23 protein-coding genes are annotated in these 25,753 nt (G+C 70.1%); 13 read left to right on the top strand and 10 right to left on the bottom strand.

What is annotated here, in order from left to right; all coding sequences use genetic code 11:
- Window positions 1–82: 82 nt before the first annotated feature.
- On the bottom strand, window positions 83–1,300 hold the full coding sequence (locus AB0C26_RS39645) for an MFS transporter (protein ID WP_360258500.1): 1,218 nt from the start codon (window positions 1,298–1,300) through the stop codon (window positions 83–85).
- A gap of 105 nt (window positions 1,301–1,405) precedes the next feature.
- Between AB0C26_RS39645 and AB0C26_RS39640 the strand changes: the two genes are divergently transcribed.
- Window positions 1,406–3,037 carry an aminotransferase class V-fold PLP-dependent enzyme gene (locus AB0C26_RS39640; protein WP_360258497.1) on the top strand — a complete coding sequence of 544 codons (1,632 nt, stop codon included), beginning with the start codon at window positions 1,406–1,408 and terminating at the stop codon, window positions 3,035–3,037.
- Here AB0C26_RS39640 and AB0C26_RS39635 read toward each other — a convergent pair.
- Window positions 3,008–3,718 carry a TetR/AcrR family transcriptional regulator C-terminal domain-containing protein gene (locus tag AB0C26_RS39635; RefSeq protein WP_360258495.1) on the bottom strand — a complete coding sequence of 237 codons (711 nt, stop codon included), beginning with the start codon at window positions 3,716–3,718 and terminating at the stop codon, window positions 3,008–3,010. The two genes, AB0C26_RS39640 and AB0C26_RS39635, sit on opposite strands and share 30 nt — an antisense overlap.
- Here AB0C26_RS39635 and AB0C26_RS39630 point away from each other — a divergent pair.
- Window positions 3,698–4,576 (top strand): alpha/beta hydrolase, encoded by an 879-nt coding sequence (locus AB0C26_RS39630; protein ID WP_360258493.1) that lies wholly within the window; start codon window positions 3,698–3,700, stop codon window positions 4,574–4,576. The two genes, AB0C26_RS39635 and AB0C26_RS39630, sit on opposite strands and share 21 nt — an antisense overlap.
- Before the next feature lie 106 nt (window positions 4,577–4,682).
- Window positions 4,683–5,597 (top strand): hypothetical protein, encoded by a 915-nt coding sequence (locus AB0C26_RS39625; RefSeq protein ID WP_360258491.1) that lies wholly within the window; start codon window positions 4,683–4,685, stop codon window positions 5,595–5,597.
- A 46-nt stretch (window positions 5,598–5,643) separates the two neighbouring features.
- Here AB0C26_RS39625 and AB0C26_RS39620 read toward each other — a convergent pair whose 3' ends face one another.
- The 3 genes from AB0C26_RS39620 to AB0C26_RS39610 form a co-directional block, all read right to left on the bottom strand.
- Window positions 5,644–6,657, bottom strand: a complete 1,014-nt coding sequence (locus tag AB0C26_RS39620; protein ID WP_360258488.1) for a hypothetical protein — start codon at window positions 6,655–6,657, stop codon at window positions 5,644–5,646.
- A 172-nt stretch (window positions 6,658–6,829) separates the two neighbouring features.
- Window positions 6,830–7,573, bottom strand: a complete 744-nt coding sequence (locus AB0C26_RS39615) for a hypothetical protein (protein WP_360258486.1) — start codon at window positions 7,571–7,573, stop codon at window positions 6,830–6,832.
- A 60-nt stretch (window positions 7,574–7,633) separates the two neighbouring features.
- Window positions 7,634–8,134, bottom strand: a complete 501-nt coding sequence (locus AB0C26_RS39610; protein WP_360258483.1) for a DUF1990 domain-containing protein — start codon at window positions 8,132–8,134, stop codon at window positions 7,634–7,636.
- 489 nt (window positions 8,135–8,623) lie between these two features.
- Between AB0C26_RS39610 and AB0C26_RS39605 the strand changes: the two genes are divergently transcribed.
- Window positions 8,624–9,124: a hypothetical protein gene (locus AB0C26_RS39605; RefSeq protein ID WP_360258481.1), complete on the top strand. Its 501-nt coding sequence runs from the start codon at window positions 8,624–8,626 to the stop codon at window positions 9,122–9,124.
- On the opposite strand, the gene AB0C26_RS39600 is transcribed toward AB0C26_RS39605, so the two are convergent.
- Window positions 9,108–9,851 carry a DeoR/GlpR family DNA-binding transcription regulator gene (locus AB0C26_RS39600; protein ID WP_360258478.1) on the bottom strand — a complete coding sequence of 248 codons (744 nt, stop codon included), beginning with the start codon at window positions 9,849–9,851 and terminating at the stop codon, window positions 9,108–9,110. The two genes, AB0C26_RS39605 and AB0C26_RS39600, sit on opposite strands and share 17 nt — an antisense overlap.
- A 52-nt stretch (window positions 9,852–9,903) precedes the next feature.
- On the opposite strand from AB0C26_RS39600, the gene AB0C26_RS39595 reads away from it, so the two are divergent.
- The 3 genes from AB0C26_RS39595 (at window position 9,904) to AB0C26_RS39585 (ending at window position 13,230) form a co-directional block, all read left to right on the top strand.
- On the top strand, window positions 9,904–10,557 hold the full coding sequence (locus AB0C26_RS39595; protein ID WP_360258476.1) for an NUDIX domain-containing protein: 654 nt from the start codon (window positions 9,904–9,906) through the stop codon (window positions 10,555–10,557).
- A 73-nt stretch (window positions 10,558–10,630) separates the two neighbouring features.
- Window positions 10,631–12,082: a M28 family peptidase gene (locus AB0C26_RS39590; protein WP_360258555.1), complete on the top strand. Its 1,452-nt coding sequence runs from the start codon at window positions 10,631–10,633 to the stop codon at window positions 12,080–12,082.
- An 818-nt stretch (window positions 12,083–12,900) separates the two neighbouring features.
- Window positions 12,901–13,230, top strand: coding sequence for a helix-turn-helix transcriptional regulator (locus tag AB0C26_RS39585; RefSeq protein WP_360258473.1), 330 nt, complete (start codon window positions 12,901–12,903; stop codon window positions 13,228–13,230).
- Window positions 13,231–13,247: 17 nt separating this feature from the next.
- Here the strand turns inward: AB0C26_RS39585 and AB0C26_RS39580 are convergent, their stop codons facing one another.
- Window positions 13,248–13,532 carry a hypothetical protein gene (locus AB0C26_RS39580; protein WP_360258471.1) on the bottom strand — a complete coding sequence of 95 codons (285 nt, stop codon included), beginning with the start codon at window positions 13,530–13,532 and terminating at the stop codon, window positions 13,248–13,250.
- Between the two features lie 853 nt (window positions 13,533–14,385).
- Between AB0C26_RS39580 and AB0C26_RS39575 the strand changes: the two genes are divergently transcribed.
- Entirely contained in the window at window positions 14,386–14,676 is a 291-nt protein-coding gene (locus AB0C26_RS39575; protein WP_360258469.1) for a hypothetical protein, read from the top strand.
- Between the two features lie 346 nt (window positions 14,677–15,022).
- Here the strand turns inward: AB0C26_RS39575 and AB0C26_RS39570 are convergent, their stop codons facing one another.
- On the bottom strand, window positions 15,023–15,304 hold the full coding sequence (locus tag AB0C26_RS39570; protein ID WP_360258466.1) for a hypothetical protein: 282 nt from the start codon (window positions 15,302–15,304) through the stop codon (window positions 15,023–15,025).
- 145 nt (window positions 15,305–15,449) lie between these two features.
- On the opposite strand from AB0C26_RS39570, the gene AB0C26_RS39565 reads away from it, so the two are divergent.
- Genes AB0C26_RS39565 through AB0C26_RS39555 form a run of 3 tightly spaced genes read left to right on the top strand, consistent with a single transcriptional unit; the run spans window position 15,450 to window position 22,380 of the window.
- Complete coding sequence (locus AB0C26_RS39565; RefSeq protein ID WP_360258463.1) at window positions 15,450–16,964, top strand: DUF2397 domain-containing protein; 1,515 nt, start codon at window positions 15,450–15,452, stop codon at window positions 16,962–16,964.
- A complete protein-coding gene (locus AB0C26_RS39560; protein ID WP_360258461.1) occupies window positions 16,961–18,088 on the top strand; it encodes a TIGR02678 family protein in 1,128 nt (375 codons plus the stop codon). The genes AB0C26_RS39565 and AB0C26_RS39560 overlap by 4 nt, the downstream gene beginning before the upstream one ends.
- On the top strand, window positions 18,085–22,380 hold the full coding sequence (locus tag AB0C26_RS39555; protein WP_360258459.1) for an SbcC/MukB-like Walker B domain-containing protein: 4,296 nt from the start codon (window positions 18,085–18,087) through the stop codon (window positions 22,378–22,380). Before AB0C26_RS39560 ends, AB0C26_RS39555 begins: the two co-directional genes overlap by 4 nt.
- Here the strand turns inward: AB0C26_RS39555 and AB0C26_RS39550 are convergent.
- Window positions 22,350–22,547: a hypothetical protein gene (locus AB0C26_RS39550; RefSeq protein ID WP_360258457.1), complete on the bottom strand. Its 198-nt coding sequence runs from the start codon at window positions 22,545–22,547 to the stop codon at window positions 22,350–22,352. The genes AB0C26_RS39555 and AB0C26_RS39550 overlap by 31 nt on opposite strands.
- Window positions 22,548–22,607: 60 nt before the next feature.
- Here AB0C26_RS39550 and AB0C26_RS39545 point away from each other — a divergent pair, with 60 nt between their 5' ends.
- The gene (locus AB0C26_RS39545; RefSeq protein ID WP_360258455.1) at window positions 22,608–22,991 is read left to right on the top strand and encodes a PPOX class F420-dependent oxidoreductase; all 384 of its coding nucleotides are present in this window, start codon (window positions 22,608–22,610) and stop codon (window positions 22,989–22,991) included.
- Window positions 22,992–23,006: 15 nt separating this feature from the next.
- Here AB0C26_RS39545 and AB0C26_RS39540 read toward each other — a convergent pair whose 3' ends face one another.
- Entirely contained in the window at window positions 23,007–24,575 is a 1,569-nt protein-coding gene (locus AB0C26_RS39540; RefSeq protein WP_360258453.1) for a helix-turn-helix domain-containing protein, read from the bottom strand.
- Between the two features lie 502 nt (window positions 24,576–25,077).
- Here AB0C26_RS39540 and AB0C26_RS39535 point away from each other — a divergent pair.
- Complete coding sequence (locus tag AB0C26_RS39535) at window positions 25,078–25,692, top strand: hypothetical protein (RefSeq protein WP_360258451.1); 615 nt, start codon at window positions 25,078–25,080, stop codon at window positions 25,690–25,692.
- The last annotated feature ends 61 nt before the right edge of the window (window positions 25,693–25,753 follow it).

The raw sequence follows: 25,753 nt of genomic DNA, 5'->3' as shown, positions 1-25,753 counted from the left end.
CCGCCGCACGGGCCCGAGGAAGGTGTCGCCGGCCGGACACAGGGCGTTTCCGTTCGACCACGGAGCGGCCGTCGGTTGCCCCTCACCGCTCGGCCGGGGCGGCCAGGGGGCTGGAGTCGGGATCGGGGTCGGGGTCGGGGCGGCGCGTTCGGGCCAGGGAGGATGCCGCCACGGCGGCGACGGCCAGCAGGGTGAGGACCGGGATCATGGCGTTGCGCAGGCCGTAGTGGTCGCCCAGGAAGCCCAGGCCGGGTGGGCCGACCAGGAACGCGACGTAGCCGACGGTGGCGACCAGGGAGACGCGGGCGGCCGCGTCGTCGCCGGAGTCGCCGGCGGCGGAGAGGGCCACCGGGAAGCCGAGGGCGGCGCCCAGGCCCCAGAGCAGGACGGCGGCGCCGGCCACGATCTGGTTGTCGACCGCCACGACCAGCAGGATGCCGGCGCCGCCGACGAGCGCGCTGGCGGCGAGCACCGGGAAGCGGCCGAAACGGTCGAGGAAGCGGTCGCCGGTGAAGCGGCCGACGGTCATGGCGGCCGAGAAGACGACGTAGACGGCCGAGCCGAGCGCGGGATCGAAGCCGTGGCCGTCGACCATGAGCAGCGGCAGCCAGTCGTTCGCGGAACCCTCGGCCAGGGCCATGGCCAGGACGATCGCGCCGATCAGGAGCAGGCGGGGGTCGCGCCAGACGGGCCGGCCGCCGGCGCTGCCGTGCTCGGCGGCGCAGGCGCGACCGAGGCCGTGGGGCAGGTGGCGGACGGCGGTCAGGGCGACCGGGAGGCTGATCAGGCCGATCACGAGCAGGTGCCACGACGCCGGGAAGGCGACAGCGGTGAGGATCATGCCGATGACCGCGCCGACGACCGTGCCCAGGCTGAAGAAGCCGTGCATCGTGGGCAGCACCGGGCGGCGGATGACCCGTTCGACGTCGGCGCCCTCGATGTTCATGGCCACCTCGCCGCCGCCCATGCCGAGCCCGAACAGGGCCAGCCCGGCGGCGACCAGGGCGCTCTGCGAGGCGGCGGCGCCGAGCCCGACGATCGGTGTGCTGAGCGCCGTGGCGGCGATCCCGACCGTGACGATCGGCCGGGTGCCGAAGCGCCGCACGAGCGCGCCCGAACCGAGGATGCCGATCATCGAGCCGGCCGACAGCCCGAACAGCACCAGGCCCATCTCGGCGGTCGACGCCCCGAGCAGGTCCCGGATGTCCGGTGTTCGGGTCACCCAGGACGAGATGCCCAGGCCGGGCAGGAAGAACAACGCGAAGAGCGCGAGGCGGCGGCGGGCGGTGGCACGATCCATACGTACGAACGTACACAAGGCGAATCCGTAGCTGTTTCGTATATCGTCCGGCGGTAGAGGGCGGAAGCGCTTCACACGTTGTACTACCTCAATGGGGAGGCGGCCATGGGCATGCTCGAGCGGATTCGTGACGGTCTGATCGGTTCCGGTCAGGTGCTCGAAGGTCCCTTCGGGCCGCGCCGGATCACGTACGCCGACTACACGGCCTCGGGCCAGGCGCTCGACTTCGTCGAGGACTTCATCCGCGAGCAGGTGCTGGCCCGGTACGCGAACACGCACACCGAGGCGTCGGCGACCGGCGCCCAGACCGGCGCGCTGCGCGAAGAGGCCCGCCGCATGATCCACCAGAGCGTCGGCGCTGGGCCGGACCACGTGGTGATCTTCTGTGGGTCCGGGGCCACGGCCGCGGTGGCCAAACTCGCGGGCGTCTTCGGCATCCGCGTGCCCGAGCGCCTGGACGACGCGTACGGCCTGAGCGAACGCATTCCCCAGCGGGACCGGCCGGTGATCTTCGTCGGCCCGTACGAGCACCACTCGAACGAACTGCCGTGGCGGGAATCGATCGCGGACGTGGTGGAGATCGAGTCCGACCACACCGGCCATGTCGATCTCGACGCGCTGCGGGAAGCCCTCATCGCGTACGAGGGAAGGACTTTGCGGGTCGGCAGTTTCTCCGCCGCCTCGAACGTGACCGGCATCCTGACCGACACCGCCGCCGTCTCGCGGATCCTCAAGGAGCACGGGGCGCTGTCGGTGTGGGACTACGCCGCCGCCGGCCCGTACGTGCCCATCTCGATGCACGACAAGGACGCCGTCTTCCTGTCGCCGCACAAGTTCGCCGGCGGCCCGCAGACGCCCGGCGTGCTGGTGGTCGACAAGCGCCTGCTCACCAACCGGGTGCCCGTGGTGCCCGGCGGCGGCACCGTCGCGTACGTCGACCCGGGCGGCCACCGCTACCTGACCGACCCCGTCGCCCGCGAGGAGGGTGGCACCCCGGCGATCGTCGAGTCGATCCGGGCCGGGCTGGTCTTCGCGGTCAAGGACGCCGTCGGGGCCGAGCTGATCGAGGAGCGCGAGAAGGCGCTCTGGCAGCGGGCCCGCGAGCGCTGGGCGGCCGAGGAGAACATCTCCATCCTCGGCGACCTCGACGCCGACCGCCTGTCGATCGTCTCCTTCCAGGTGCGCGCGGGCGAGCGGTACCTGCACCACAACTACGTGGCCGCGCTGCTCAACGACCTGTTCGGCATCCAGGCCCGCAGCGGCTGCTCGTGTGCCGGCCCGTACGGTCACCGGCTGCTCGGCATCGACGACGCGCACTCGCGCGAGTTCCGCAGCGAGATCATGGAGGGCTGGGAGGGCATCAAGCCCGGCTGGACCCGGCTCAATCTCAACTACTTCATCACCGACACGGTCGCCGACTACCTGATCGAGGCGGTCACGCTGATCGCCCGGCACGGCGCCACGCTGCTGCCGGACTACCGCTTCGGCCCGCGGACCGGGCGCTGGACGCACGTCCGGCACGCCGAGCCGCCGGTGCGCCTGTCCGATGTGCTGGACGGCACGCCGCTGCCGTCGCCGGTCACCGTGGGCGAGGACGCCCTGGCGGGCTACCTCGCCGAGGCCCGCGAGACGCTGACGGGCCGTCCTTGTCCGCTTGACGGTGTACGCCTGGAGCTGCCCCCGGCGTTCGAGAAGCTCCGCTGGTTCCTACTGCCCGACGAGTGCCTGAGCCACTAGGGCGACACCGCTGACCAGGGCCGCCCGCGGGGCGTCCCGCCAGTCGGCGGCGTGCTGCTCGAGGCTGGTCGAGAGCGGGTAGCGCTCGCGCATGTCCGGGATCTGCCGCGCGGTCTCCCGGGCCTGCGCGAGCCACGCCGCGGCGTCGACCCGCCGGTAGGCGGCGGCCGTGCCGGCGGTGGCGCGGACCACGGCGTACAGCATGGTGACGGTCGTGGCCCGTCGACGCCGATCGACCCGCCACGTGTCCAGGATGAGTAGCAGCCGCTCCGTCCAGTCCTGCTCGTGGGGGCCCTGACTCGCCTGTGACCAGGGCAGCTCGGTCAGCCACGGGTGAGTCACGTAGACGTCGAACAGGCGCGTCGCCCACTCGCGCAGCGCGTCACCCAGACTGCTCGTGGGCTCCGCCCACGCCGGCATCGCCACAGCCTGGTCCTGCATGAGGGCGACCAGGTGCTCTTTGGTTCCCACGTACGAATAGAGCGCCATGGCCGTGCGATCGAGCCGGGCCGCGATCGCACGGGTCGAGACGGCCCCGAGCCCGTCGGCGTCGGCGATGGCGATGCCCACCCGCAGGATCTCGTCGAGGTCGAGCCGGCGCTGAGGACCGCGCCGGGGTGTGGGCAGGGCCGTGCCGCGATGTCGCCAGAGCCGCTGGACGTGAGCGCTGATTTCCTCCATAGTCTTTACAGTGTATACGGTTTCGTTCAGGGAGGGAACATGGCACGACTGCACGACGGCACGGAATTGGAAGTCACCGTTCTCGGCGACGGCCCGGTGGTCCTGTTGCCGATGGGCGTGACGGTCACCGAGGAGCCGCGCGCTTCACAGATGCGAGCGTGGGGCGCCGAACCCGACACCGGGCACCTGCTCGCGGCCGGGCTCGCGGCCGCCGGCTTCCGGGTGGTGGCGGCCGACTACGAGGCGCACCGGGCGAGCCATCCGGCCGCGCTGACCGCGGCGACGGTGGCGCAGGACCTGCTGGCGCTGACCGGTGGGGAGCGTTTCGCCTACTACGGGTACTCGTGGCTCGCGCTGGCCGGGCTCCAGTTGGCGATCCGGACCGACCGGATGACGGCGCTGGTCATGGGTGGATATCCGCCGCTCGGCGGGCCCTACGCCGAGATGCTGGCGGTGACCCGGGCGGCCCACCGGATGGCGACGGAGAAGCCGCCCGCCGGCGGGCCGGTGACGCCGGGGGACTGGGAATCGGTCGAGGTGACGGTGCCGCCCGAACAGACCGCGCAATACGTGTCGCTGTACGAATCGCTGACCTCGTTCGATGAGCGAACCGCGGTGCTCACCATTCCGCGAATGGCATTCGCGGGGTCGGAAGACAACATTCAGTACGGTCCGAAATGGGGGAGCGTTCGCGTTCCGATCGCCGAACGGCTGATCCGGAACAGGGCGGAGCTCGAGTCGATGGGATGGGGCGTTCAGCTGATACCCGGTGTCGATCACACGGCCGGGATGCGGCCCGAACTCGTCCTGCCGATTCTTCTGGATAATTTTTCTGCCCTTGCTGACCTGCGGAAATAGGTCATTGTCGGGGCTTGCCGGCGGAATCGCGTTGAACCGTCGGGGCGTCGGTGCCCGTACTGGCCCGCAACCAGGTGACATCGACGTCCAACGACGAGGAGTGATCATGAGGTCGCGCGCTTACCGGCGTTTTCGGAACCAGGAAGACCAGGGTGGTCGTCGCAAGACGATAGGCGCGGTGGTGGTCACGGGAGTGGTGGTGGCGCTCGGCGCGGCCGGCGTGCAACTGGCGAACGCGAGCACCGGAACCGAGAACGGCACCAAAGCGGTCGAGCTGGTCACCGTCGACGGGCAGCAGTTCGACGTGTCGAAGTGCGCCGACGTCCAGGTCAACGCCGGGGCGGTGGTGTGCGACGGTGAACAGCTGGCGCCGGTCGAGGCTCAGCCACCGGCGGAAGGGGCGGCGGATGCGGCGGTCGCGCTCGAGGCGGCGTGCGACGCTTTCGCGGCCGACGCGGCGGCGGCCGGGGCTTCCGGGTCGGCTGCGGCTCCCGGATCGGCTGCGGCCAAGGCGCAGAACAAGGCGGCGGCCAAGAAGTGGGCCAAGGCCATGAAGAAGGGCGCCGCCGCCGGCAAGGGCGCCGCCGCCGGCAAGGGCGCCGCCGCCGGCAAGGGTGACGCCGCCGGCAAGGGTGACGCCGCCGGCAAGGGTGACGCCGCTGGGAAGGGCGCTGACGGCGCGGGCGGCAAGGAAGGCGCGGCTATGGAAGAAGGCGCTGCCGGTGACGGTGGGGCCGCTGCCAATGACGCTGCGGCGGCTGCTGTCGCTTCCGCTCAGCGGAGCCTTCTGCAGGCGTGCCTCGCGCTGGCCGACGCTAAGGCTGTCGTAGCGGGTGCGGGCGGCGACGCGGGTGCCGGCGAGGACGCGGGTGCCGGCGAAGAGGCCGGTGCCGGTCAGGACGCCGGCGCGGGCGAAGAGGCCGGTGCTGGTCAGGACGCCGGCGCGGGCGAAGAGGCCGGCGCGGGCGAGGAAGCGGGCGCTGGTAAGGACGCTGGTTCGGCTCCGGCCGCCAAGAAGTAAGGCTTGAACCCCGGCGGTGCGGGCGCGTCCCGGCGCCCGCACCGCGCTATTTGCAGTACTTCTTGTCCGCCGCGACGACGACCGCTTCCGCGTCGGCGATGAGGGCGGCCATCTTCTTCCTGGCGCTTTCGGACTTCGACGTCCACGACGTGGCCGTCTTCTGAGCTCGGGTACGCAACTCGGCGATGGCCGTATCGTCCGGGGCTTGGGCGAGCGCCCCACGGTAGGCGACCAGGTCGTCGTCCAGCGTGCTGATCAACTCGTTGACTTTCGTCGCGGCGGCGTCGACCTCGGCGACGGTTGCCTGGAGCGCGGAGTCGGCGTCGTGCACCGCCGTCGACTGGTCGGCGGCCGCGGTCACCTTGTCGCAGGCGGCGATCACGTCCTTCTCGGATCCGGCGGCGGCCGCCTGCGCTCGCGCCCGGCCCAGGGCGGCGCGGGCGTCCGCGAGAGCGGTGCCGAGCGCTTCCAGGCCCGGTGGTTGACTGACCGCCGTTTGCAGAGCGTCCATGTCGCCGGCGATCTTGCTGGAAGCTTCCTCGGCGGCGGCCGCCGCGGCCTGGACGGCCTCGGTGGACGCCTGCACGCCGGCGGCCGTCTCCGCCGCCGTCCGGAGGCCGGCGACCAGGTCGTTGTAGTGGTCGACCGTCGACGGTCGCAGCACGACCTGACCGACGGATCCGTCCGAGCGGGGCACCGACAACGAGAGGTCGTCCTTCGTCAGCGTTCCCGAGAGCGAGGTCTGCGACCCCAGCGGCCCGGTGAACGTCAGGGTCAGGGCCGTTCCGGACAGCGTGCCGGTGAACTGGACGTGCGCCGGCTTCACGGTCGACTCGTCCTCGAACGTCGACTGGTCGACGGTGCCGGTCAGCGAACTGCCCTGCCTGGTCAGTTGCACCATGACCGCGGTGCCGGCGTCGCCGCCCACCCACGTGTGCGGTGTCCCGTCCGCAGAGCCCGCCTTCCGGGGCAGCAGCCCACAGCCGGCCAGCAGCGACAAGCTCACCATCACCACAATGGACAGCCGCGGGATCCGCGCCGCCCCACCCCCATCGCGCACAGCGGTGAATGTAGTCGCGCTCCGCCCGGGGCTACATAGGCGGGAGCGCCGGAATCCAGTCCTCCATATGGCGATGGCGGCCGAGCCGAACAGCGTCGAACTCGTCGTCGTGTCCCTCGGCGGACACACCCAAGCGGCGAAGGACCCGCGAGATCGGCGACCGTACGAGACGCTAGCGACGGAGGTCGGGTGGGTCGCCGATGTCCCGGGCCAGCTGCTCGCTGCGCAGGAGGGCTTCGCGGCTGACTTCCTCCGCTCGGCGTACCCGATCCTCGATGTCCTGGACCTGGGTGTCGGAAACGGCGAAAACGGTGGTCAGGGTCGTACGCGTCAGATAGTAGCCGCCGAGGAATCCGTTACCCAGGAAGTAGACGAGAAGGCCGGCCGCCATTCCGAGGGAACCCGGGCCCGCACCCATCGCGGCGGCGACGAGGGTGGCCAATCGTCGTCCGGCATCGGCGATCTGAGGAAGCTGGATCAGGCCGACGCCGACCAGAATTTTGGTGAGCCAGTCCGATATCTGTTCCAGGTTCGTGTTGACTCGGTAGCCGATCCGCCGCTGCGTGGTGCCGTCCGGGGCCGGTTCTTCGGCCTGAGCGGTTCGCGGAATGCCGAACAGGAATCCGGTGAAGCCGCCGACGACGAACGCGCCCGCGGCCACCATCGATCCGACGCCCACGATGAGAAGGAATCGCGATCTGTCCGACAAGCCGAAAATGATCAGAGGCGTCAGGCCGGCCAGAATCAGGAAGGCGCCGCCCGGCGCCAGCTTGATCAATGCGTTCAGGAAGACCGCGATGCTCCGTTCGGCTGTCTCGGGTTCCCGCTTGCCCATTTCCGCGTCCTCTCGTCGGCCTGCCTCCAGGCGACCACGCGGACTGAGGCTCATCAATAGATTCGGCACCGCTACAGTCACGGCCGTCGGAAGCGCGACACGAGGGGTGGCCGGTCGCCGGCACCGTGACGACGGCGGAGATCAGGGCCGGGTCAGCTGCCGGATCCCGGTGACGTAGCGGCTTGTCGCGAGCTGCTGGGCCACGCGGGTCAGCGGCCCGCCGGCCCGCGCGAGCAGTGACGCCGGGCGGCTGAAGGCACGGATCCGGAAGCGGACGTCCCCCGCCGGCGTCAGTTCCAGCATGAAGGCCTCTTCACCCTGTTCCGGATGCCCGGGCAGCGTCCCGTAGGCGAAGCCGCGGCGATCCCGCTCCTGCACGGTGTAGACGACCCGGCACGGAATCCTGAGCCAGGCGAGGCGCAGGGTGACGTCGACCCCGGGCGCGACCCGGGCCGCACCCGCGGCCACCGAGAGCCCGGCGTTGCGGTGCATCTGCCAGCGGAACAGCCCGTCGGCCGCCGCCTCGAACGCGGGGCGCCCACTCCCGACCCGTGCATCCCGGAAGACATGCCCATAGCCGCTGGGCAGCGGATCGTCGCGGGTGGCGCCGACCTGCGCATACGTCAGCTCCAGGCGTCTCATCATGATCATTGTGCCTGAGTGCTGATGAACTGGCCCAGCACACGGTCAGCAGCCCTTCGTAGCAGTCTTCGGCCGGTAGGTCGACCACCGCTGTCGCCGCTCGCGCCAGGTCAGCTCGCGACGACGCCGGCCGCGTTCTCCTGGTGGGCCGCCGGTTTACCTACGGCCAGGACGAGAACTAGGACCTGCGGCGCCATGGGAAGGCTCGGCGGATCGCGGCTGCCGAGTCTGGCGGAGCTGGGGCGGGGGAACTGAGGGACGCCGTCGACGTTCGAGCCGGGTTCGCGCGGCGGGGGTGGGGCCCGGGCGGGAACACTGCGACCGTGGTCGATGGGTTGAGCTTTCGTTGCAGGACGGCCCGGTAGCCGCGGCAGAGGGGCCGGGACGGCACCCAGCCGGGCCTGTGACAGCGGAGCCGGTCGTGACGCCGTACTAAATCGGCAGTAAGGTGCGAAACACGGGGTGAGTGGGGATTCGGAGGGATCGGGCATGGCCGGGCCGGTTTCGTCCATTGCGTACGTTCCGTTGCACGAGGTGCTGCCGCCGGGGTTCGCGGGCGCCGAGGGGCGTCTGCGTGAGCTGGCCGGCCGGCTGGAGCGGCACCATTCGGCCGACCGGGTGTCCTGGCACTGGTATCCGGATCATGTGGAGCCGCCGGAGGTGCTGGCCGAGGGGCTGCGCCGCGATCTCGTGGGGATTACGATCACGCTCTACAACACGCGGGACGACTGGCTCGAGCTCGCCCTCTACCTGGCCTGGCGCCCGGGGCCGCGGCTCACGGTCGAGGCCTCGGTCGAGGTGGCGTGCTGGTGCGCCGAGAACCACAACATGCATCCGGTACGGGAGCTCAGCCGCGACGCGGACGACGACTTCGAGCTGGCCGACGCCTTCGCGGCCGGGGTGAAGATGGTGACCGCCGTGCTCACCGACGGGCCGTTCGAGCCGCAGCCGTGGCGGGCGGCGGCCGGGCTGCCTATCCGGCCGGGATGATCGGCACGCCGGTGGCTTCCAGCAGCTCCGAGGTCACGTCCGTTATGACGCCCGAAACCGACCGGAGCGGGATCACGGCGTACGGGGAAACCGCTCCGATCTTCTCGGCGCTGGCCAGCACATAGGTGTCGGCGGCACGGGACGCCAGAAGGCGCTTCATCGCGGCCTCGTCGGCGTCGCCGGTGGTCAGCCCGGCCTGGTGATGGACCCCGGTGACGCCCAGGAAGAAAAGGTCGGCGCGCACCGACTGCGCCGCCTCGGCCGTCGCCGCGCCCGAGGTGACCGCCGAGTGCTTGAAGAGCCGTCCCCCGAGGACGAAGACCTCGACTCCGGCATGGTCCACCAGCGCCGCCGCCACGGTCACGCTGTGGGTGATCACGGTCGCCGTCAGCGACGGCGGCAGCGCGGCGACGAGGGCGAGCGCGGTGGTTCCGCCGTCCAGCACCACTGTGGAACCGGGAGCGATCAGCGCCGCGGCCGCCGCCGCGACCCGCGCCTTGCTGTCCGGGGCGACCGCGGTCCGTGTCGCGTAGTCGGCGGCGGCCGGCGCCGAGGGCAGCGCACCCCCGTACACCCGTTGGCAGAGACCCGCCGCCGCCAGCTCCCGCAGGTCCCGCCGGATGTTGTCCTCGGCGATGCCGAGCTCGGCCGCCATGTCCTTGGCCACCACCTTGCCGTCGGCGCGAAGCCGGGCCAGCAGGAAGTCCTTACGCTCCGCGGGAAGCATTGCGTGTTTCACCTCATTGTTGTCGACTCTTACGCACTGTACGGTACGCCTCATGACCTTGGGAATCGAAGAGCCCGACGCCCGCGGCCGCACCGGCCTCGACCAGATCGGCCGTGACCTGCGCGGTAATCCCGACGTGGTGGTCCGCGAGGTGGAGCTGGTGGCCACCGCCTGGCACGTGCTGCGGCGGACCACCTTCGACTACCGCCACCGCGACGGCCGCTGGACCCGCGAACAACGCGAAACGTACGACCGTGGCGACGGCGCCACGATCCTGCTCTACAACCGCGACAAGAAGTCCGTCCTGCTGTCCCGGCAATTCCGCTACCCGGCCTACGTGAACGGCCACCCCGACGGCATGCTGATCGAGGCGGCGGCCGGCCTGCTGGACGGCGACGACCCGGCCCGCGCCATCCGCCGCGAGGCCGGCGAGGAACTGGGCGTGACCGTCGGCGAGCTCGAACCGGTCTTCGCGGTCTGGATGAGTCCCGGCTCGGTGACCGAGCGCCTGCACTTCTACGCCGCGCCCTACACCGCGGCCGACCGCACCGGCGCGGGCGGCGGCCTGGCCGACGAGGGCGAGGACATCGAGGTGGTGGAGCTCCACTTCGACGACGCCCTCACGATGATCACCGACGGCCGGATCGCCGACGCCAAGACGATCATGCTGCTGCAATGGGCCGCGCTGAACAACATTATGAATTGATTGATATGAATGACGTGCATCGAGATCCTGCGATGCTCGCGGCATGCATATCCCCCTGCTGGCCGTCGCCGCGATGGGCCTCACGATGGCCGTCGCGCCGATCGCGGAAGCCGCCCCTCCGGACATCTCGGTCACGAACGTCAAAGCTCACCTGCAGCAGCTGCAGAACATCGCCACCGCGAACGGCGGCAACCGCGCCCACGGCCGCCCCGGCTACCTGGCCTCGGTCACGTACGTCAAGAACCTGCTGGACGCGGCCGGCTTCACCACCACGCAGCAGTCGTTCACCTACAACGGGGCCACCGGCTACAACCTGATCGCCGACTGGCCCGGCGGCGACACCGCGAACACGCTGATGATCGGCGCGCACCTGGACAGCGTCACCGCCGGCCCCGGCATCAACGACAACGGCTCCGGCTCGGCGGCCAACCTCGAGGTGGCGCTGCAGGTCGCCCGGTCCGGCTTCCAGCCGTCCCGCCACCTGCGCTTCGGCTGGTGGGGCGCGGAGGAACTCGGCCTGCGGGGCTCCACCGCGTACGTGAACTCGCTGTCCTCGGCGCAGAAGGCCGCGATCACCGGCTACCTGAACTTCGACATGGTCGGCTCACCCAACCCCGGCTATTTCCTGTACGACGGTGACAACTCGGACGGCACGGGCTCGGGCCCCGGCCCGGCCGGCTCGGCGCAGATCGAGCAGACCCTGGCCGCGTACTTCACCTCGATCGGCGTGCCCACCCGCGGCACCGACTTCGACGGCCGCAGCGACTACGGCCCGTTCATCGCGGCCGGCATCCCCGCCGGCGGCATCTTCACCGGCGCCGAGGGCCGCAAGACGGCCGCGCAGGTGCAGCTCTGGGGCGGCACGGCCACCACGTTCGACCCCTGCTACCACGCGTCCTGCGACACCATCTCCAACATCAACGACACCGCCCTGGACCGCAACAGCGACGCCATCGCGTACGCCGTCTGGACCCTCGCCGCCGGTTCGACCACGCCGCCCACCGGCACCACCGTCTGGTCCGACGACTTCGAAACCGCGACCGCCTGGACCCGTCCGACCACCGACACCGCGACCCTGGGACTGTTCGAGCGAGGCGATCCGGCCGCCACGACTTCCCAGCTGGGCACCGCCGCCAGCGGCACGTACGACCTGGTCACCGGCGCCTCCGCGGGTTCGAGCGCCGGCGCCAACGACGTGGACGGCGGCGTGACCAGCCTCCGCTCCCCGGCGATCACCCTTCCCAGCGGCACGCTGACCTTGAGCTTCTCCTGGTACCTGTCGCACCTGACCAACTCGAGCAGCGCCGACTACTTCCGCGTCCGCCTCGTTTCCGGCAGCACGACGACCACGCTGTTCACCCAGTCCGGCGCCGCCACCGACCGCGCTCCGGCCTGGCAGACCGCCTCGGTCGCCCTGACCGCCTACGCCGGCCAGACCGTCAACCTCGTCGTGGAGGCGGCCGACACCTCAACCGCGTCCCTGGTCGAGGCCGCCGTCGACAACATCAAAATCACCAAGGCCTGAGTTGTACGCCGGTGCGGGCCCCTACCCGCACCGGCACCGGAAGCGCCTCCAGCCTCGCGCCGAACAGCTGCACCGCCCGGGGCGGCTTCTGGGTAGGGCGGACTCGCCGCTCATTCCGCGGTCTCAAGCCGGTCTGACGCGGCGAAGTCGCGTTCAAGGCAGTCTCGTGGCTTCGGTCGTGTGAATGGGGCTCTGGCGCGAACTGTGTGATGGACGTCGGACGGTCCCCGCCTGCTCGAAGTCGTCGTGCTTATCCTCGCCGAGGATCGGACTGCGCCTGTAGAGCTGTCCAACCTCTACGCCGCCCTGAACCTGACGACCGGCAAAAAGTCCTCGTCGGCCTGCACGCCCGGCACCGGGCGATCGAGTTCAAGAAGTTCCTGCCGACCTGGACGTACACGTGGTGCTGGACGACCTCAAGGCCCTACGTCTGAGCCAAACCGCCGACCAGATCCTCGAATCCATCAAGCGCTACTGCACCCGCATCAACGACTCACGACGTCAGGCCGGACGTTGATGCTCGAGCCGCTCTCGAACACGATGTTGATAGTGCCGTTGGTCCCGGGGGTCTTGCTCTTCACGATCTCGAGGGTTGGTTCCATCCGCAGACTCGACCTCTTTGCCCTCGTCGATGTCATCCCAGGTCGTCGTGTTCGGTCGTCCCGTGTTGTCCCCTGCCGCGCAATGCTGCCTGGCGCTCGTCGGTGCTGGTGGTGGCTGTGGCGTTCGGGTGCACTCCGGATGGAGGCCTTTGCTTCAGGGAGTGGAATAGCGTTACCTAGCTTGTGATCTAGCTAGCCCCTAGATAGAAATAAAGTATGGCCCTGAAGATGACGCTGCCGACCCAGCTGGTGCTGCGGGCTCTGTTGGAACATCCGACCCGCGAGTTCTACGGGTTGCAGCTGAGTCAAGTCGCTGGCCTTGCGACCGGCACCATCCATCCGATCCTCGCCCGGCTGGAGGGCCTCGGCTGGCTCGAATCTCGATGGGAGGACATCGATCCGGGGAAAGAAGGTCGTCCGCGACGGCGGTACTACCGGTTGAGTTCCGACGGGGCCGAGCTCGCGCGACAGGCGCTGGCGAAGGCGCGCACACCCGTGGTCGGAATGAGCGCTTGGCGTCCGGCAATCACGGAAGGCGGGGTCTGATGGCGGAGCCGACACCCTCAGAGCTTGAAGCTTTGACCATCGAGAACCTTGCCTACGACCTGCGGCGGCTCGATAGAGAACGACGCCGGCGACCAACGAAGGGCGATTCCCCGAAATGGCGTGCGGCTGTCCTCAGGGCCTACGACGAGCGCCTCCGGCTCGCCTCTCGGGCTCTCGGCATTGATCAACACCTGGCCGAGTCGGATGGAGGAGACCAAGATGTCGAGCGCATACGGGTGGAGAGTGAGCTTCAGGCTGCTGGCCTCAGCTTCCGGGAAGTTGAGCCCGAGCAGATCGTCCAAAGCGTCCGCAGCCTAGTCGGCGGCGTGGTCCTCATACTTCCCAGCGAACACCGTGACCGATACCGGGAGGAATTCCGCAGCGAACTTTACGAGCTCGGCACGTCGGGAGCTTCATGGTGGCGGCAGTTCTGGTATGCCTTGCGCCTCTTCGATCGAGCATGGGTGCTCGCCGCTGAGTTGCGTGAGGCCTCTCTACGTCGGGCCCGGTCATGACCGCGGACGTCAGCACTCAAGCCAGTCGCCTACGACTCGCTGGATGGTCATTGGCCATCGCCGCAACCGGCACGCCGGCCACCCTTGCAGTTTTACTCCTGGGTCAAGGCGGACAAGCAGCGGCTGGGGCCGGCGTGATCGGAACGATCACCGTCGCCGCGCTTGCTGCCGCCCGCGCTTTCGGCAGCGCGAATGACGCGGAGGAACTCCAGGAATCAGGCAGGCGCCCAACCCGTCGACGCGGGCCCGGCCGCCGGTACAGGCCCCGATCTCCAGCTGAAGCAGATCAGGCGGCTACGAAGTTCCACGCCGCGCGCGCCCCTTGAACCCAGGAGATTTGGCTTGCAGGCAAGAGCGTCCTGCGCGGCGCAGGGGATTGCGGTCTCTCACGCGGTGGACTACGGAATCCGACATTGGTGATCCAGGTCGCCATCCACGTCGCTCATACTGGCGATTCTATGACGTTCGTCGACAGCCTTGGTCATGGCGTCGAGCCGCCACTTGACCCCGTGAGAGATCTGCTGACAACGACGCGAGATCTCCCACGGAGCGACAAGATGACTGGCTTCGGTCGTGGGGGAGAGGGCTCTGGCACGAACACCGTGATTGATCTTGCGGAGGCGGCCGTTACCGTGGCGCGGTGATCGACCTCCAGGTACGCGGCGAGTCCGGCCGGATCGTGGCCAGCTCGCGGGGCTTCGACTGGACTCAAGAGCTGATCGATCTCGATGCCGCTATGTTTCCGATGCTCGCCGGGCTCTGCGGCTATCTCGATACGGTCTTCAACCGGCGCCAGATTCCCATCCTGATGGCTGAGCTGGACCGACTCCCTGCCGGCCTGATTCCTGAACTCGCCCGTGCCCAGGTTCGCCGGCTCGCGACCCTGGTCGGGGAAGGTCAACATTTGTACCTGTGGTTCTGCGGCGACTGACCGGGGCACCCGTTCAAGAGGCAAGCAGAATCCGTTTGCGGCGAAGGCCGAAGCCGGCGGCACGATGATTCGGGCTATGGCTGAGGACTATGGCAAGGAGCGGGCCGCCCGGTTCGCCGAGCCACCAGGGCCGAGAAATGGCGTTACACCACCTTTGGCGCGGGCGGCCGGAAGCGGCGATGAGCAGGACGCAGGAGAGCGCCCTGCTCGGCGGCGGCTGAGCGCGGCGCGCCCGCCGAGCCGGGCCTTCGTCGCAGGACAACCCGGCAGCGGCGGCAGAGGGGCCGGGACGGCACCCAGCCGGGCCCGGCGAAGCGGGGCTTTCCGCCGATCCGTACCAAATGGGTTAAAGGTTTCTTTGTTTGGCGATCTGCTCGACGGCGTTCTTGGCGTCGGCGAGGGAGGCGCCGGTCTGCTCGCGGTAGGCCTTGATGGCCTGGATCTTCTGGCCCCGCATGAGCGCGCCCAGGACCTCGGGCGATTCGTCCGCGGGGTCCGCGATGTCGAGGTGGCGCATGATCAGGTCGAGTTTGCGGTCGATGGCGGCCTCGCGGCTGCTCGGGCGCGAGCGGTTGCTGACGAGGTAGACGGCGAGGATGACCAGGGCTGCCGAGAGCAGGATCTCCATGGCGCCGATTGAACCACGGGTGATTCTTTTCGCGCTCCGGCGGCCGGGTGCGTGAAAGTGTCGGACCCCCTGCCTATGCTCGCCACCCAGAACGGTCGACAGGGCCGTTGATCAGCGCCGATGCGGGCGGAGGGGGTGGCACGTCATGGCCGGCGAACAGGAGTTCGCGGACCCGTGGCAGCTGGCGGGGCTGCCCGGCGGTCTGCTCCAGGCGAGCTATCTGACCAGTCGTTACGCGGCTCAGTACAGGCTGATCGTGCAGGTTCTGCTCGAGGAGCAGCAACACACGCTGACCGGCGTGGCGGCGGCCGATCTGCCGGGACTCCTGCGCGACCAGCTGGTGCGGGCGGGGGCCGATCCGGCGATCCTCGACGACACGTTGAAGCAGCGGATGGCGGCCCTGGAGAAGTGGGGCGTGGTGATCGTCTTCCAGGACCGGACCGATCGCGACGCCGACTTCGTGCTGAACTGGGACCGCTACCAGTTGACCGAGGTGGCGGCCGAGCTGCACCGGGCCGTCATGTCGCTGGGGCAGGATCTGGCGTCGGCGGCCGCCGCGACGCTGGCGCCGAGCGTGCTGACGGCCAACCTGGGCGTGCTGCGCGAGACGGCGCCGGTCGATCCGGCGGCGGCGGCGTCGGCCTGGTCGGTGATCCAGACGACGCATCAGGCGATGGCGCGGGCGGCCGCGAGCTGGCAGGCGCGGCTGGCCGGCGCGCTCGCCGGCACGCCCGACCAGGCCAAGGTCAACACCGTGCAGGAGACGCTGCGGCGCTACGTGGACATGTGGGGCGGTGGCGTCGACACGCACTCCGAGCGGATCACGGCGCTGATCTCCGAGCTGGGCGAGGTGGACACCGTGACGTGGCGGCGGATCGCGGTGCACCATCTCGGGGCGAACGCCGACAACGCGGCGATCGACGAGCTCACGGCGTCCTACGCGGAGACCCTGGCCGTTCTGCGGTCCTGGTTCGACGGGCCGGACTGTCAGGCGCGGCGGCTGCGCCGGCAGATGCGCGACACGATCGGGCCGCTGCTGCGCGGGCAGCGCACGCTGGCCGCCGTCGGCGGGCACGTGTCGCGCCGGGCCGAGCTGCTGGCGCTGGCCTCCCGGATCGACGCGGCGGCCGACGACGAGAGCGCCTGGGACGTGTGGTGTGCGACGACCGGGCTGTTCTCGGCGCGGCACCTGCCCGGTGAGGCGCCGATGGCGGCCGGCGTGCCGTCGTTCTGGGCGGCCGAGCCGGTGCCGGTCGCGGCCCGCCTGCGCCGCCAGGGGCCGAAAGCGACGGCGGGTGGGCCGGCCCGGATCACCGACCGGTCGGCCAGCCGGCTGGCGGCGCGGGTCCACACCGAACACCTGCGGGACGCGGCGGCCCGGACCGAGGCGGCCGTGCTGGCCCGGTCGGGGCTGCGGCTGTCGCAGTGGCACGACCTGACCGCGCCCGAGCTGCAGATGCTGATGATCCTGCTCGGGGTGGTCGCGTCGGCGCGGGCCGGCGCCGACGGGGTGCGCTCGGCGACCTCCGGCGACGCGCGCTGGCTGCTGCGGGCCGATCCGCCGCCGCCGGGAGCGCCGGCCGCGGTGGTGCACACGCCGGACGGCCGGCTCGTGCACCCCGACATCCGGCTGCACATCACGCCCGCGGGGCAGCGATGAAAACGACCGCCTCGGCCCGCGAGGCACAACAGGCGTTCACCGGGCTGCTGGCCAAGCCGCTGGTCACCGCGGCCGGCGATCCCCGGCTCTACCGGCTCGTGCTGCGGCACCAGCAGGCGGTGACCGACGCGGCCCGGCGGCTCGGCTACCGGGTGCAGCGCGTCGGGCAGGCGGTCCGGCTCATCCGGGTGCCGCTGGGCGGCGCCGTGACCCGGCCGCCGCGTCCGGCCGACGCGCCCGAGCGGCGGATGCTGGCGCTGGTCTGCTGCCTGGCCGCCTGCTGCGAGGACGTGGCCGGGCGGGTCACCCTGCAGCGGCTGTCCGACATGGTCCGTGACCTGCCGGCCGCCCGCTACGACCCGGACGACCAGACCCAGCGGCGGCTGCTGCGCGACGCGGCGGCCTACCTGGCCTCGTGGGGCGTCCTGCGGCCGCGCAGCAGCGACGAGCGGCTGCTCGACGAGTGGACCGAGTCGGGCACCGGCCCGGGCGCCGGCTACGAGGTCGACCGCGACGCGCTGCTGTTGATGACCAGCCCCGACGTGGTCGACCTGGCCCTCAACCCCGGGGTGGTCACGGCCTCCGAGACGGTTCGGCAACTGCGCGCGCTTCTCGAGACACCCTTCGTGGCGTACGAGGATCTGCCGCCCGCCGAGGCCGAGGCGCTGCGCGCCCATCGCGGGCAGCGGGCGGCCGACGTGGCCCAGATCACCGGCGGCGCGATCGAGGCCCGTACCGAGGGCCTGCTCGTGGTGCTGGCCGACGACGAGGTCAAGCCGCCCACGGTGGCCGACTGGCCGCGTGCCCGCGCCACCGACTGGGTGGCCCTGCTCATGGCCGACCAGGCCGGCCGCGACGGCACCAGGCACGCCGACGGCACCGTCCACTTGAGCACCGACGAGGTCGACGCCGTGGTGGACGATCTCATCAGCTGGCGCGGCGACTACATGACCGTGCCGCAGAAGACGGTGCCCGGCACCGTGCGGCGCGACGCCGAACGGCTGCTCACCGAGCTCGGCCTGCTGCGCGTCTCCTGGGACGGGTCGTGGACCCTGCTGGCGGCCGCCGGCCGCTACCGCGACCCCGACGTGACGATCACCGACAACACGGAGCCGGCCCGATGACCCTGACCCCCGAAGCCACCGACGCGCAGCTCACCGCGTGGCGGGACGCCGCCGCGCACGGCGGGCTGCCCTCGCCGGAGCGGTCGCGGTGGCAGGTGCTGCGGGCGGGCTGCGTCGGGCTGTGGGAGTTCGACGCGGCCGAGTACTGGTTCGCCGACGGCCGGGCCCAGTTCGTCGGGGCCAACCAGTCCGGCAAGTCGACGCTGATGGCGCTGACCACGCTGATCATGCTGTCCGGCAGCCTCGACCGGCAGTACATCGACACGTTCGGCCAGTCCGACAAGTCGTTCCGCTACTACGTCGAGCCCACCGACGACGCCCGCGACCGGCGCGAGGCCACCGGGTCGGCCCACCGCGGCTGGGCCTGGGTCGAGTACGGGCGGCTCGGCGAGGACGGGCCCGAGTTCTTCACGACCCTGCTCTACGCGCAGGCCAAGCGCGGCGTCAGCCAGCTCGACCCGGTCTGGATCATCTGCCGGGGCGCGGCCCGCGTCCGCGACGGGCTCACCCTCGCCGTGGGCTCGTCCGCGGTCGAGCCCAAGGAACTCGCCGGCGTCGACGGCCTCGAGGTGATGCGGAGCGGCAAGAGGTACGCGGCCCGGATCGCCACCGACCTGTTCGGGTTCTCCGACGACGACCGCTTCGCCACGGTGCTCGAGATGCTGAAGGTGCTCCGCACGCCGCACCTGGGCCAGAAACTCAACCCGGACTGGTTCACCGAGCAGATCCGGATGAGCCTGCCCGCGGTGGCCGAGTCCGAGGTGGACAAGCTGGCCGACGGCTGGCAACAGCTGGAGCAGCTCGGCCGCGACCGCGACCACGCGGTGGCGGCGCGGGACGCGGTGGGTGTCTATCTGGCACGGGCCTGGCGGCCGTGGGCGGACGCGCTGCTGCGGGCCCGGGCGGACGACCTGCTGGCTTCCGATCAGGCGGTTTCCGCGGCGGTCGCCGCCGCCTCGTCCGCCGAACTCGCTCTGGCGTCGGCGCGGGCGGAGCTGACCGCGGAGACCGGGCGCGGCGACGAGCTGGAGGCGGGGGTGCAGCGGGCGCGGGCGGCGCTGACGCAGCTGCTGCGGTCGGCGGCCTACCGCGACGCGACCGGGCGGGCGCAGAACGCGGAGCGGATGCGCCGGGACGCGGCGGCGGCCGAGGTCACCCTCAGCACGGCTCGCCGAAACTTGGCGAGTACGGGTGTGGCGCTCGAAGCCGCGGCGGCCGCGCACTCGGAGGCGACCGGACGGCTCGACCTGGCCCGCGCGGCGGCGGCGGCGGCGGTCACGCACGTGGGAGCGGCCCTGCGCGGTGCCGGCTTGGACGCGCAGGCGCAGCGATGGGCGGCCGACGGCGACGTCGACCGGATCGACGCGGCCGTGGCGGCCCGGCGCTCCCAGGTGTCGGCGCTGCGCAAGCTGACCCGGGCCGCCGCGACGGCGGTCGGCCGCTGGCAGGCGGAATCGGCGACGGCGTCGCGGCTGGGTGAGGAGTCGCGGGCCCGCTCGGCGGTCGCGGCCGAGGCGGCCACGACGGTGACGGACGCGGTGCAGCAGCTCTCGGACGACCTGGAGAGGTGGGCGGTCGGCCTGCCGGCGGCGGTGCCGCCGGTCGCCCTGCGCGACGACTGGGTGCGGGAGGTCGTCTCCCAGACCCATGCCGTACGCCCTCGGGAAGTGCTCGCGGGTCTCCTGGCGCGCGAGTGGCTGGAGCCGTCGGTGGGCCCGCTCACGGAAGAGATCGCCACCGTGCGCGCCGAGGCCCGGGCGGCGGCGCTGCGGGCCGACGAGGCCGACCGCGAGGCGGCGCGCCTGGGCCAGGCGGGAGACCCGCACCCCTCGGGGCCGATGCGCTGGAGCCGCAGGGAGCGGCCGTCGTTCCCGGGGGCGCAAGGGGCGCCGCTGTGGCGGTTGGTCGACCCGGTCGACGGGGTGCCGGCCGAGGTGCTGGACCACGTCGAGGCGGCACTGGACGCGGCCGGGTTGCTCGACGCGTGGGTGACGGCCGACGGCGTGTGGTCGGATGAGCGTGATGGGGCGGAGACCGTCGTCGTCGGTGCCGAGGGCGTGCCGGCTGTGTCGGGACCGCTGTCGTCTGTCTTGCAGCCGGCGGAGGACGCGGGAGCTCTGGGCGGCACGGTCGCCGGGATTCTCCGGCATATCGGTTATGCCGGTCCGGGCCGGCCCATGAGCGGGGACCTTGTCATCGCGGGGGACGGGCGGTGGCGGACGCCGATCGCCGGCGGGCGGGCCGGGCGGGCCGTCGAGGGGGCCGAGCTTCTGGGTACGGCGGCTCGGGCCGCGGCGCGGCGGCGGCAGATCGCGGCGCTGCGGGTGCAGGCGGCGGCCGATCGGGAAGCCGGCGAGGAGCTGACCCGGCGGGCCGAGGAGCTGGCGGCGCGGAGTGCGGCGCTGCGGGCGGCGGCGGCCGAGGCGCCCGGGGACGCCGATGTGGTGGCGGCGGCGATCAGCCTGGCCGCGGCCACCGGGGAGCGGGACCGGGCCGAGACGGCCCATGCGAAGGCGGCCGGCAAGGCCTCCGAGGCCAAGGGCGAGGCGGACGCCGCGACCACGGCGGTGACCGGGTACGCCGACGAGCACGGGCTGCCGACCACCGACGAGCAGCTGGACGCCGTGGGTACGGCGCTGGACTCGGCGGCGCTGGCGGCCGGATCGCTGCGGCTGGCGCTGAAGGACCAGGACGTGGCGGAGCGGGCCGTCGCTTCGGCGGTGACCGGGGTCGAGTCCGCCGAGGCGGCCCGGACGGCGGCGGCCGACGCGGTGGACGAGGCCGCGGTCACGGCGGCCAAGCTGGACGCCGAGGCCGGTGAGGCGGAGGCCTCGGTGAGCCTGGACGACCGGGAACAGTTCGCCCGGTCGGCCGAGCTGGAGGAGCGGATCCGCGAGCTCGACACGTCGATCGCGGCCGGCCGGCAGCGGGGACTGTCCCTCGCGGCCGCGGCCAGCACCGCGCAGGGTGAGGCCCAGCGGCGGCAGGACGCGGTGACCGCGGCCGTCGCCGCCCGCGAGGCGGCGGCGCGGGCGTGGTGGGTGCCGGTCGACGCCGGGATCGCCCTGGCCCGCGGCATCGGGGACGGTGATGCCGGGCGGACGCTGGAAGAGGCGCTGACTCAGGCCCGGGTGGCTGTGGAGACGGTGCGGCCGCCTTCGTGGCCGGAGAATGCCGGGGACCGGGACCGGCGGGTCGACACGGCTCTGCAGCGGGCTCTGCGTGGGGCCATGACCGAGCTGCAGACGCTGCTCGAGGCGTCGGGCGGGCGGTCGGTGATCGTCAGTGAGGCGGATGAGGCGCATCCGTTGCCGGCCATCACGCTGGTGGTGGACGCGGCGGGGACGCCGCTCGACCCGCCGGGGGCGGTGGAGCGGCTGGACCAGGCGGTGGCCGAGTTGTCGGCCACGCACGACGAGAAGCTGCATCAGATGTACGCCGAATTGCTGTCGTCCACCTTCATCGACCACCTCGCCGACCGGATGACCCGGGTCGTCACGCTGCTCACGACCGTCAACGAGGTGCTTCTGCGGCATCCGACGGGCGCCAACCGGACGGTGCTGCAGATCCGGCGGCGGCCGGCCGAGGGGCAGCAGCACGGGTTCAATCTGCTGCGGGCGCTGGAGGAGGGGCGGATCGAGTCGGACTCGGCCCAGGAGCAGATCCGGCTCTTCCTCGGTGACCGGCTCCGGGAGGCCCAGGACTCCGGGGTGATCGGCACCGACGAGTGGGTCAAGCATCTGACCGGGCTGCTCGACTACCGGGCCTGGTTCGACTGCGTCTGCTACTACCGGGTCGAGGGCGGAGACTTCAAGCCGCTGACCAAGCAGGTGCACGGCGTCGACTCCGGCGGCGGGAAGGTCGTCACGCTGTTGCAGCCGCTGCTGGCCACGCTGGTGGCGCTCTACTCACGGTCGGCCGACGCGCCGCGGCCGCTGTGGCTGGACGAGGCGTTCGAGGGGGTCGACCCGGCCAACCGGGCCACGATGCTGCGGCTGCTGGTCGACTTCGACCTGGACTTCCTGCTGGCCGGGCCGGCCCCGCTGGTCGCGGCGGCCCAGGTGCCGTCGGCGGCGGTCTGGACCGTCTCCCGGGCGCCGGCACCGCTGGCCGGGGTCGACCTGTCGCTGATGCTGTGGGCCGGGCGCACGCTGGAGGCGGTCCCGGTCGCCGACGTGGCCGCCACGGTCCTCGCCCCGCGCCGCCCGGTCGACGACCCGGACCGCCCCGACCTGTTCGCCGACCTGACCGCGGCCGAGTCTCAGGGCGCGGGAGGCGGCTCCTCGACCTGATTGCCGGCGTCGTCGACGAGGCCCGGGGCCATGCTGCCGCCGTGGGCTTCCTGGTTGGCGCGGTCGCGGTCCTCGGAAGGCGAGGCCGAGCCGGCGGTGTAGTCGCTGGAGCCGGGCGCCTCCTCGGCGTACTCGGCGTATTCGGTCTCGGGGCTGATATCACTCATGATCGGCGATTACCCCGTACGGCTTGACTTGAACGGAGGTTGAGGTTGCAACCTCCGGGCATGCCTTTCACCGAGATCGAACTCGCGTACCTCCAGGCGCAGCCGCTCGGGCGGCTCGCCACGCTCCGGCCGGACGGGACGCTGCAGAACAGCCCGGTCGGATTTCGGGTCGACGCCGCCGCGGGCACGATCGACATCCCCGGGTACGGGATGTCGAGCAGCCGCAAGTACCGCAACGTGGCGGCCAACGGGCAGGTCGCCCTCGTCGTGGACGACGTGCCGTCGGTCGACCCGTGGCGGGTGCGCTGCGTGGAGATCCGCGGCACCGCCGAGGCGATCGGGGAGATCATCCGGATCCGTCCCCGGCGGATCATCAGTTTCGGGCTCGATCAGCCGGACGCCGACGCCCACAGCCTCGCCGTGAACAGCCGCGACGTCTACTAGTGACGGCACAGCGTGCTAGTTCCCGGACTTTACTATCGGCTCTGTATAGGCATCAATGATTCCGAGTATTGCCATGCCGGCCAGGTTGCTCTCAGGCTCGCCAAGTATCCCAGCGTTCGGGTCGCCGAGCTGGCGGATCGCGAAGCCCTCGGTGATTGCGGCCAGCATATCGACGAACTGGCGCATAGTCACGCCGTTGCGGAGACGGAGGCCACGGGCAGCGAGAGTGGATTCGTAAATCCGCATCCACGGTTCCAGTGCCGCCGCGTAGTTGTTGGCGATGGAATTGTGGATGCCGTCGTTAAGGTCGGCGGTGGCGGAGACGATCAATTGAAGTCGGAACTGCGGCATCCGCAGAATCGCTTGCAGTTCATGATACGCAGACCGTTTGACGGCCTCGACGAGACTATCGGCGGTCGACAACAAATGGCCACGGCTTCCCATCTCGGTGCCGTACTTGGGGGCATAGTTAATGGCGTGAAACTGGAACGCTAGCAGGTCGCTTAGATAGTCGTCGTGGCTGGCCCAGGTCGAGCGGTATGGTCCAACCCCTTTTTGTCGTAGATAGGGCGGATCGAGCGTGGCCGCCTCTCGCATCAGGGAGCGCTCAGAGAGGAATTGAAAGCCAGACCAGTACGCGTAGCGGCTGTCCGCGCTGGAGATGGACGATGACGGCGAAGGGCCGAGATTCTGTTCGACCAGGTTGACGCCGGCTTTCAGGTACGATGCGACCTTTAAAGAGTTCACGAGCGCGGCCCGCGTGGACTCGCGCACACCTTTGATTCGAGTCACGATGCCGACTAGATCCTGGTTATACGGGTAAGGTAGATCCTTTTTGCCGTATGGCATCGTCCGGTTGGCGCGCGGTTCAGAATTTACCCCACTGCTCGCGTCGGATAGAAAATTTCCTGATGCCGTCTCCTCGATCTGAGGTTCCACCACTATTTCGTCAACATCGTCTTTCGAATCTAGTTTCACACTGTGCGCGCGCACCTGCTCGATCTCGGCCTGCTGGAACGCAAGACGTTCACGTAGTTGCTCTGCAGCTTTCTCGGCGTTTATGAGCTCGGTCAGCCCTTGATCGAGTTCTCTAGAAAGGTCCTGAAGTCGCTGCTGAGTATTCTCGTACTGTTCGGTCAAATGCCGCAGTGCAGTCGCCGACGTCTCGATCTCGTGAAGAACCTGCACCCTTTCCTCGCGGATCTTTTGTACTCGATGACGAGCTACGGCTTGCTGCTCGGCAAGCTCGGCAAGCTGCAAGTCAAGATCGTCCCCGCTGTCATCAAGCTGCTGCTCACGTGCACGCAATTTCGCTGCGCGTGCTCGGCGTGCCCCGAGAGGCATGAGAAGCTCTGCGCCAGTGATGTCGAATACCTCCGCAAGCGCAGCCGCTTCATTGAGGCCGATAGGCCGCTGACCAGCTTCGATCTTTGCGACTGTGGTCTGATGCCACCGCAAGCCGTACCCGATGTTGTTGATGTGCTCGGCAAGGTCAGCCTGCGACCACTCCTGCTGGACCCGGAGCGAGCGGAGCCGCTGGGCGAGTTCTGCTTCAGGAAGCGAGTCGGGCTCACGATCGACCATGCCCAGCACGATACCAAACCGGAATACACGCGTCGATGATCTCACCTGAACGTGGTGCAGCAAGTTTTAACCCAGCCGGGGTTGCGGTCGGGGCGTGCACATGGGAGGGTGCTAGCCCATAAGCGATGCTTCGATGGTCGAAACCCAAGCGGGCACTCCCCCATCGGATCTCTCGTCACGATGATCAGGGGACCTGGACATGGCTCGGTGGCACCTGTTCGGTGACCAGAGCGGGCGACCCCGACCTTGCTTGGCGCCGGCGGGCCATAAGTCCCTTCTTGGGCGCAGCCATGACGATCTAGGAGTGCGTGCTCGCTCAACTGCGATCCACGCCCGTCGGCCGGAGGCCGGCCAGATCGTGCTAGCCGTTAGTTATGCCGCGTGCAGCGCCGTCCACGTCCCATCCCGCGATCGCAGTCCTCATGACCGTTTTGAGCGGGTACGGCGACTGCGGGCGAAACCACAAACCGGCACGTACTCCTCGAATCGGAGGCGTTAGCGCATGGCTGCAACCGCCTATGTATCGATCGCTTCGGTGATCGTTGCGCTGATGAGCTTCACCTATAACGTCCGTGACAAGCGGAGGGATCGCGATCGACTGATCGAAGCGGAGATGTCCCGAACTGCTCTGCTCCCCGATGGCATCGAGCTACCACTTCTGACGATCAGCTGGGATGACCAGAAGCTTATCAACCCGGAGTTGTGGACCTTTACGTTTACGAACGCAGGTCAGGTTGCGCTCAAAAGCGGTGACATCGAACAGCCCCCGACTATCACGTTCTTCGATGGTGAGGTCATGGCCGCCATCGCTGGTATTCGCCGGCCGACGAACAGGGAACGCCTCATCAGGCAGGACGAGGACGTCACGATCGAAAGTCTTGAGGTTCGAGCACCTAAGACCCTCATCAACCCTCACAATCAGCTGGTCGTCTTCGTGCTAACCAACGGCACGAAGCGAGCGCCTGAGATTGACCTAGGCGCCAACGACTTCTCTGTTGTCATGAAGTCGGGGAAGACAACTTCACCTACTCGCGCTCAAGTCATCTTGGTAGTGGGCTTGATGTTCACCGCCGTCGCGGTCGTCACTGGCACCCTGGCGTTGATCTCGGCCTTGTAACTCCAACGACCTGCATGAGCATACGGAAAGGCATTCCTCTGCATGCCAGTGACCCTCAGTG

This window comes from Actinoplanes sp. NPDC048796 (genome assembly GCF_040650035.1).
Taxonomy (GTDB): Bacteria; Actinomycetota; Actinomycetes; order Mycobacteriales; family Micromonosporaceae; genus Actinoplanes.
Note: the sequence above shows the minus strand (reverse complement) of the source record. Positions and strands in the feature narration are given on the sequence as shown.

Bases quoted from the DNA above. Each gene is read 5' to 3' on its own strand.
- AB0C26_RS39600 (WP_360258478.1), bottom strand. From the start codon at position 9,851: ATGCTTCCCGCGGAGCGTAAGGACTTCCTGCTGGCCCGGCTTCGCGCC.
- AB0C26_RS39605 (WP_360258481.1), top strand. From the start codon at position 8,624: ATGGCCGGGCCGGTTTCGTCCATTGCGTACGTTCCGTTGCACGAGGTG.
- AB0C26_RS39540 (WP_360258453.1), bottom strand. From the start codon at position 24,575: ATGGTCGATCGTGAGCCCGACTCGCTTCCTGAAGCAGAACTCGCCCAG.
- AB0C26_RS39560 (WP_360258461.1), top strand. From the start codon at position 16,961: ATGAAAACGACCGCCTCGGCCCGCGAGGCACAACAGGCGTTCACCGGG.
- AB0C26_RS39645 (WP_360258500.1), bottom strand. From the start codon at position 1,300: ATGGATCGTGCCACCGCCCGCCGCCGCCTCGCGCTCTTCGCGTTGTTC.
- AB0C26_RS39590 (WP_360258555.1), top strand. From the start codon at position 10,631: ATGGGCCTCACGATGGCCGTCGCGCCGATCGCGGAAGCCGCCCCTCCG.
- AB0C26_RS39640 (WP_360258497.1), top strand. From the start codon at position 1,406: ATGGGCATGCTCGAGCGGATTCGTGACGGTCTGATCGGTTCCGGTCAG.
- AB0C26_RS39610 (WP_360258483.1), bottom strand. From the start codon at position 8,134: ATGAGACGCCTGGAGCTGACGTATGCGCAGGTCGGCGCCACCCGCGAC.
- AB0C26_RS39545 (WP_360258455.1), top strand. From the start codon at position 22,608: ATGCCTTTCACCGAGATCGAACTCGCGTACCTCCAGGCGCAGCCGCTC.
- AB0C26_RS39555 (WP_360258459.1), top strand. From the start codon at position 18,085: ATGACCCTGACCCCCGAAGCCACCGACGCGCAGCTCACCGCGTGGCGG.
- AB0C26_RS39625 (WP_360258491.1), top strand. From the start codon at position 4,683: ATGAGGTCGCGCGCTTACCGGCGTTTTCGGAACCAGGAAGACCAGGGT.
- AB0C26_RS39595 (WP_360258476.1), top strand. From the start codon at position 9,904: ATGACCTTGGGAATCGAAGAGCCCGACGCCCGCGGCCGCACCGGCCTC.
- AB0C26_RS39535 (WP_360258451.1), top strand. From the start codon at position 25,078: ATGGCTGCAACCGCCTATGTATCGATCGCTTCGGTGATCGTTGCGCTG.
- AB0C26_RS39565 (WP_360258463.1), top strand. From the start codon at position 15,450: ATGGCCGGCGAACAGGAGTTCGCGGACCCGTGGCAGCTGGCGGGGCTG.
- AB0C26_RS39635 (WP_360258495.1), bottom strand. From the start codon at position 3,718: ATGGAGGAAATCAGCGCTCACGTCCAGCGGCTCTGGCGACATCGCGGC.
- AB0C26_RS39570 (WP_360258466.1), bottom strand. From the start codon at position 15,304: ATGGAGATCCTGCTCTCGGCAGCCCTGGTCATCCTCGCCGTCTACCTC.
- AB0C26_RS39550 (WP_360258457.1), bottom strand. From the start codon at position 22,547: ATGAGTGATATCAGCCCCGAGACCGAATACGCCGAGTACGCCGAGGAG.
- AB0C26_RS39585 (WP_360258473.1), top strand. From the start codon at position 12,901: ATGGCCCTGAAGATGACGCTGCCGACCCAGCTGGTGCTGCGGGCTCTG.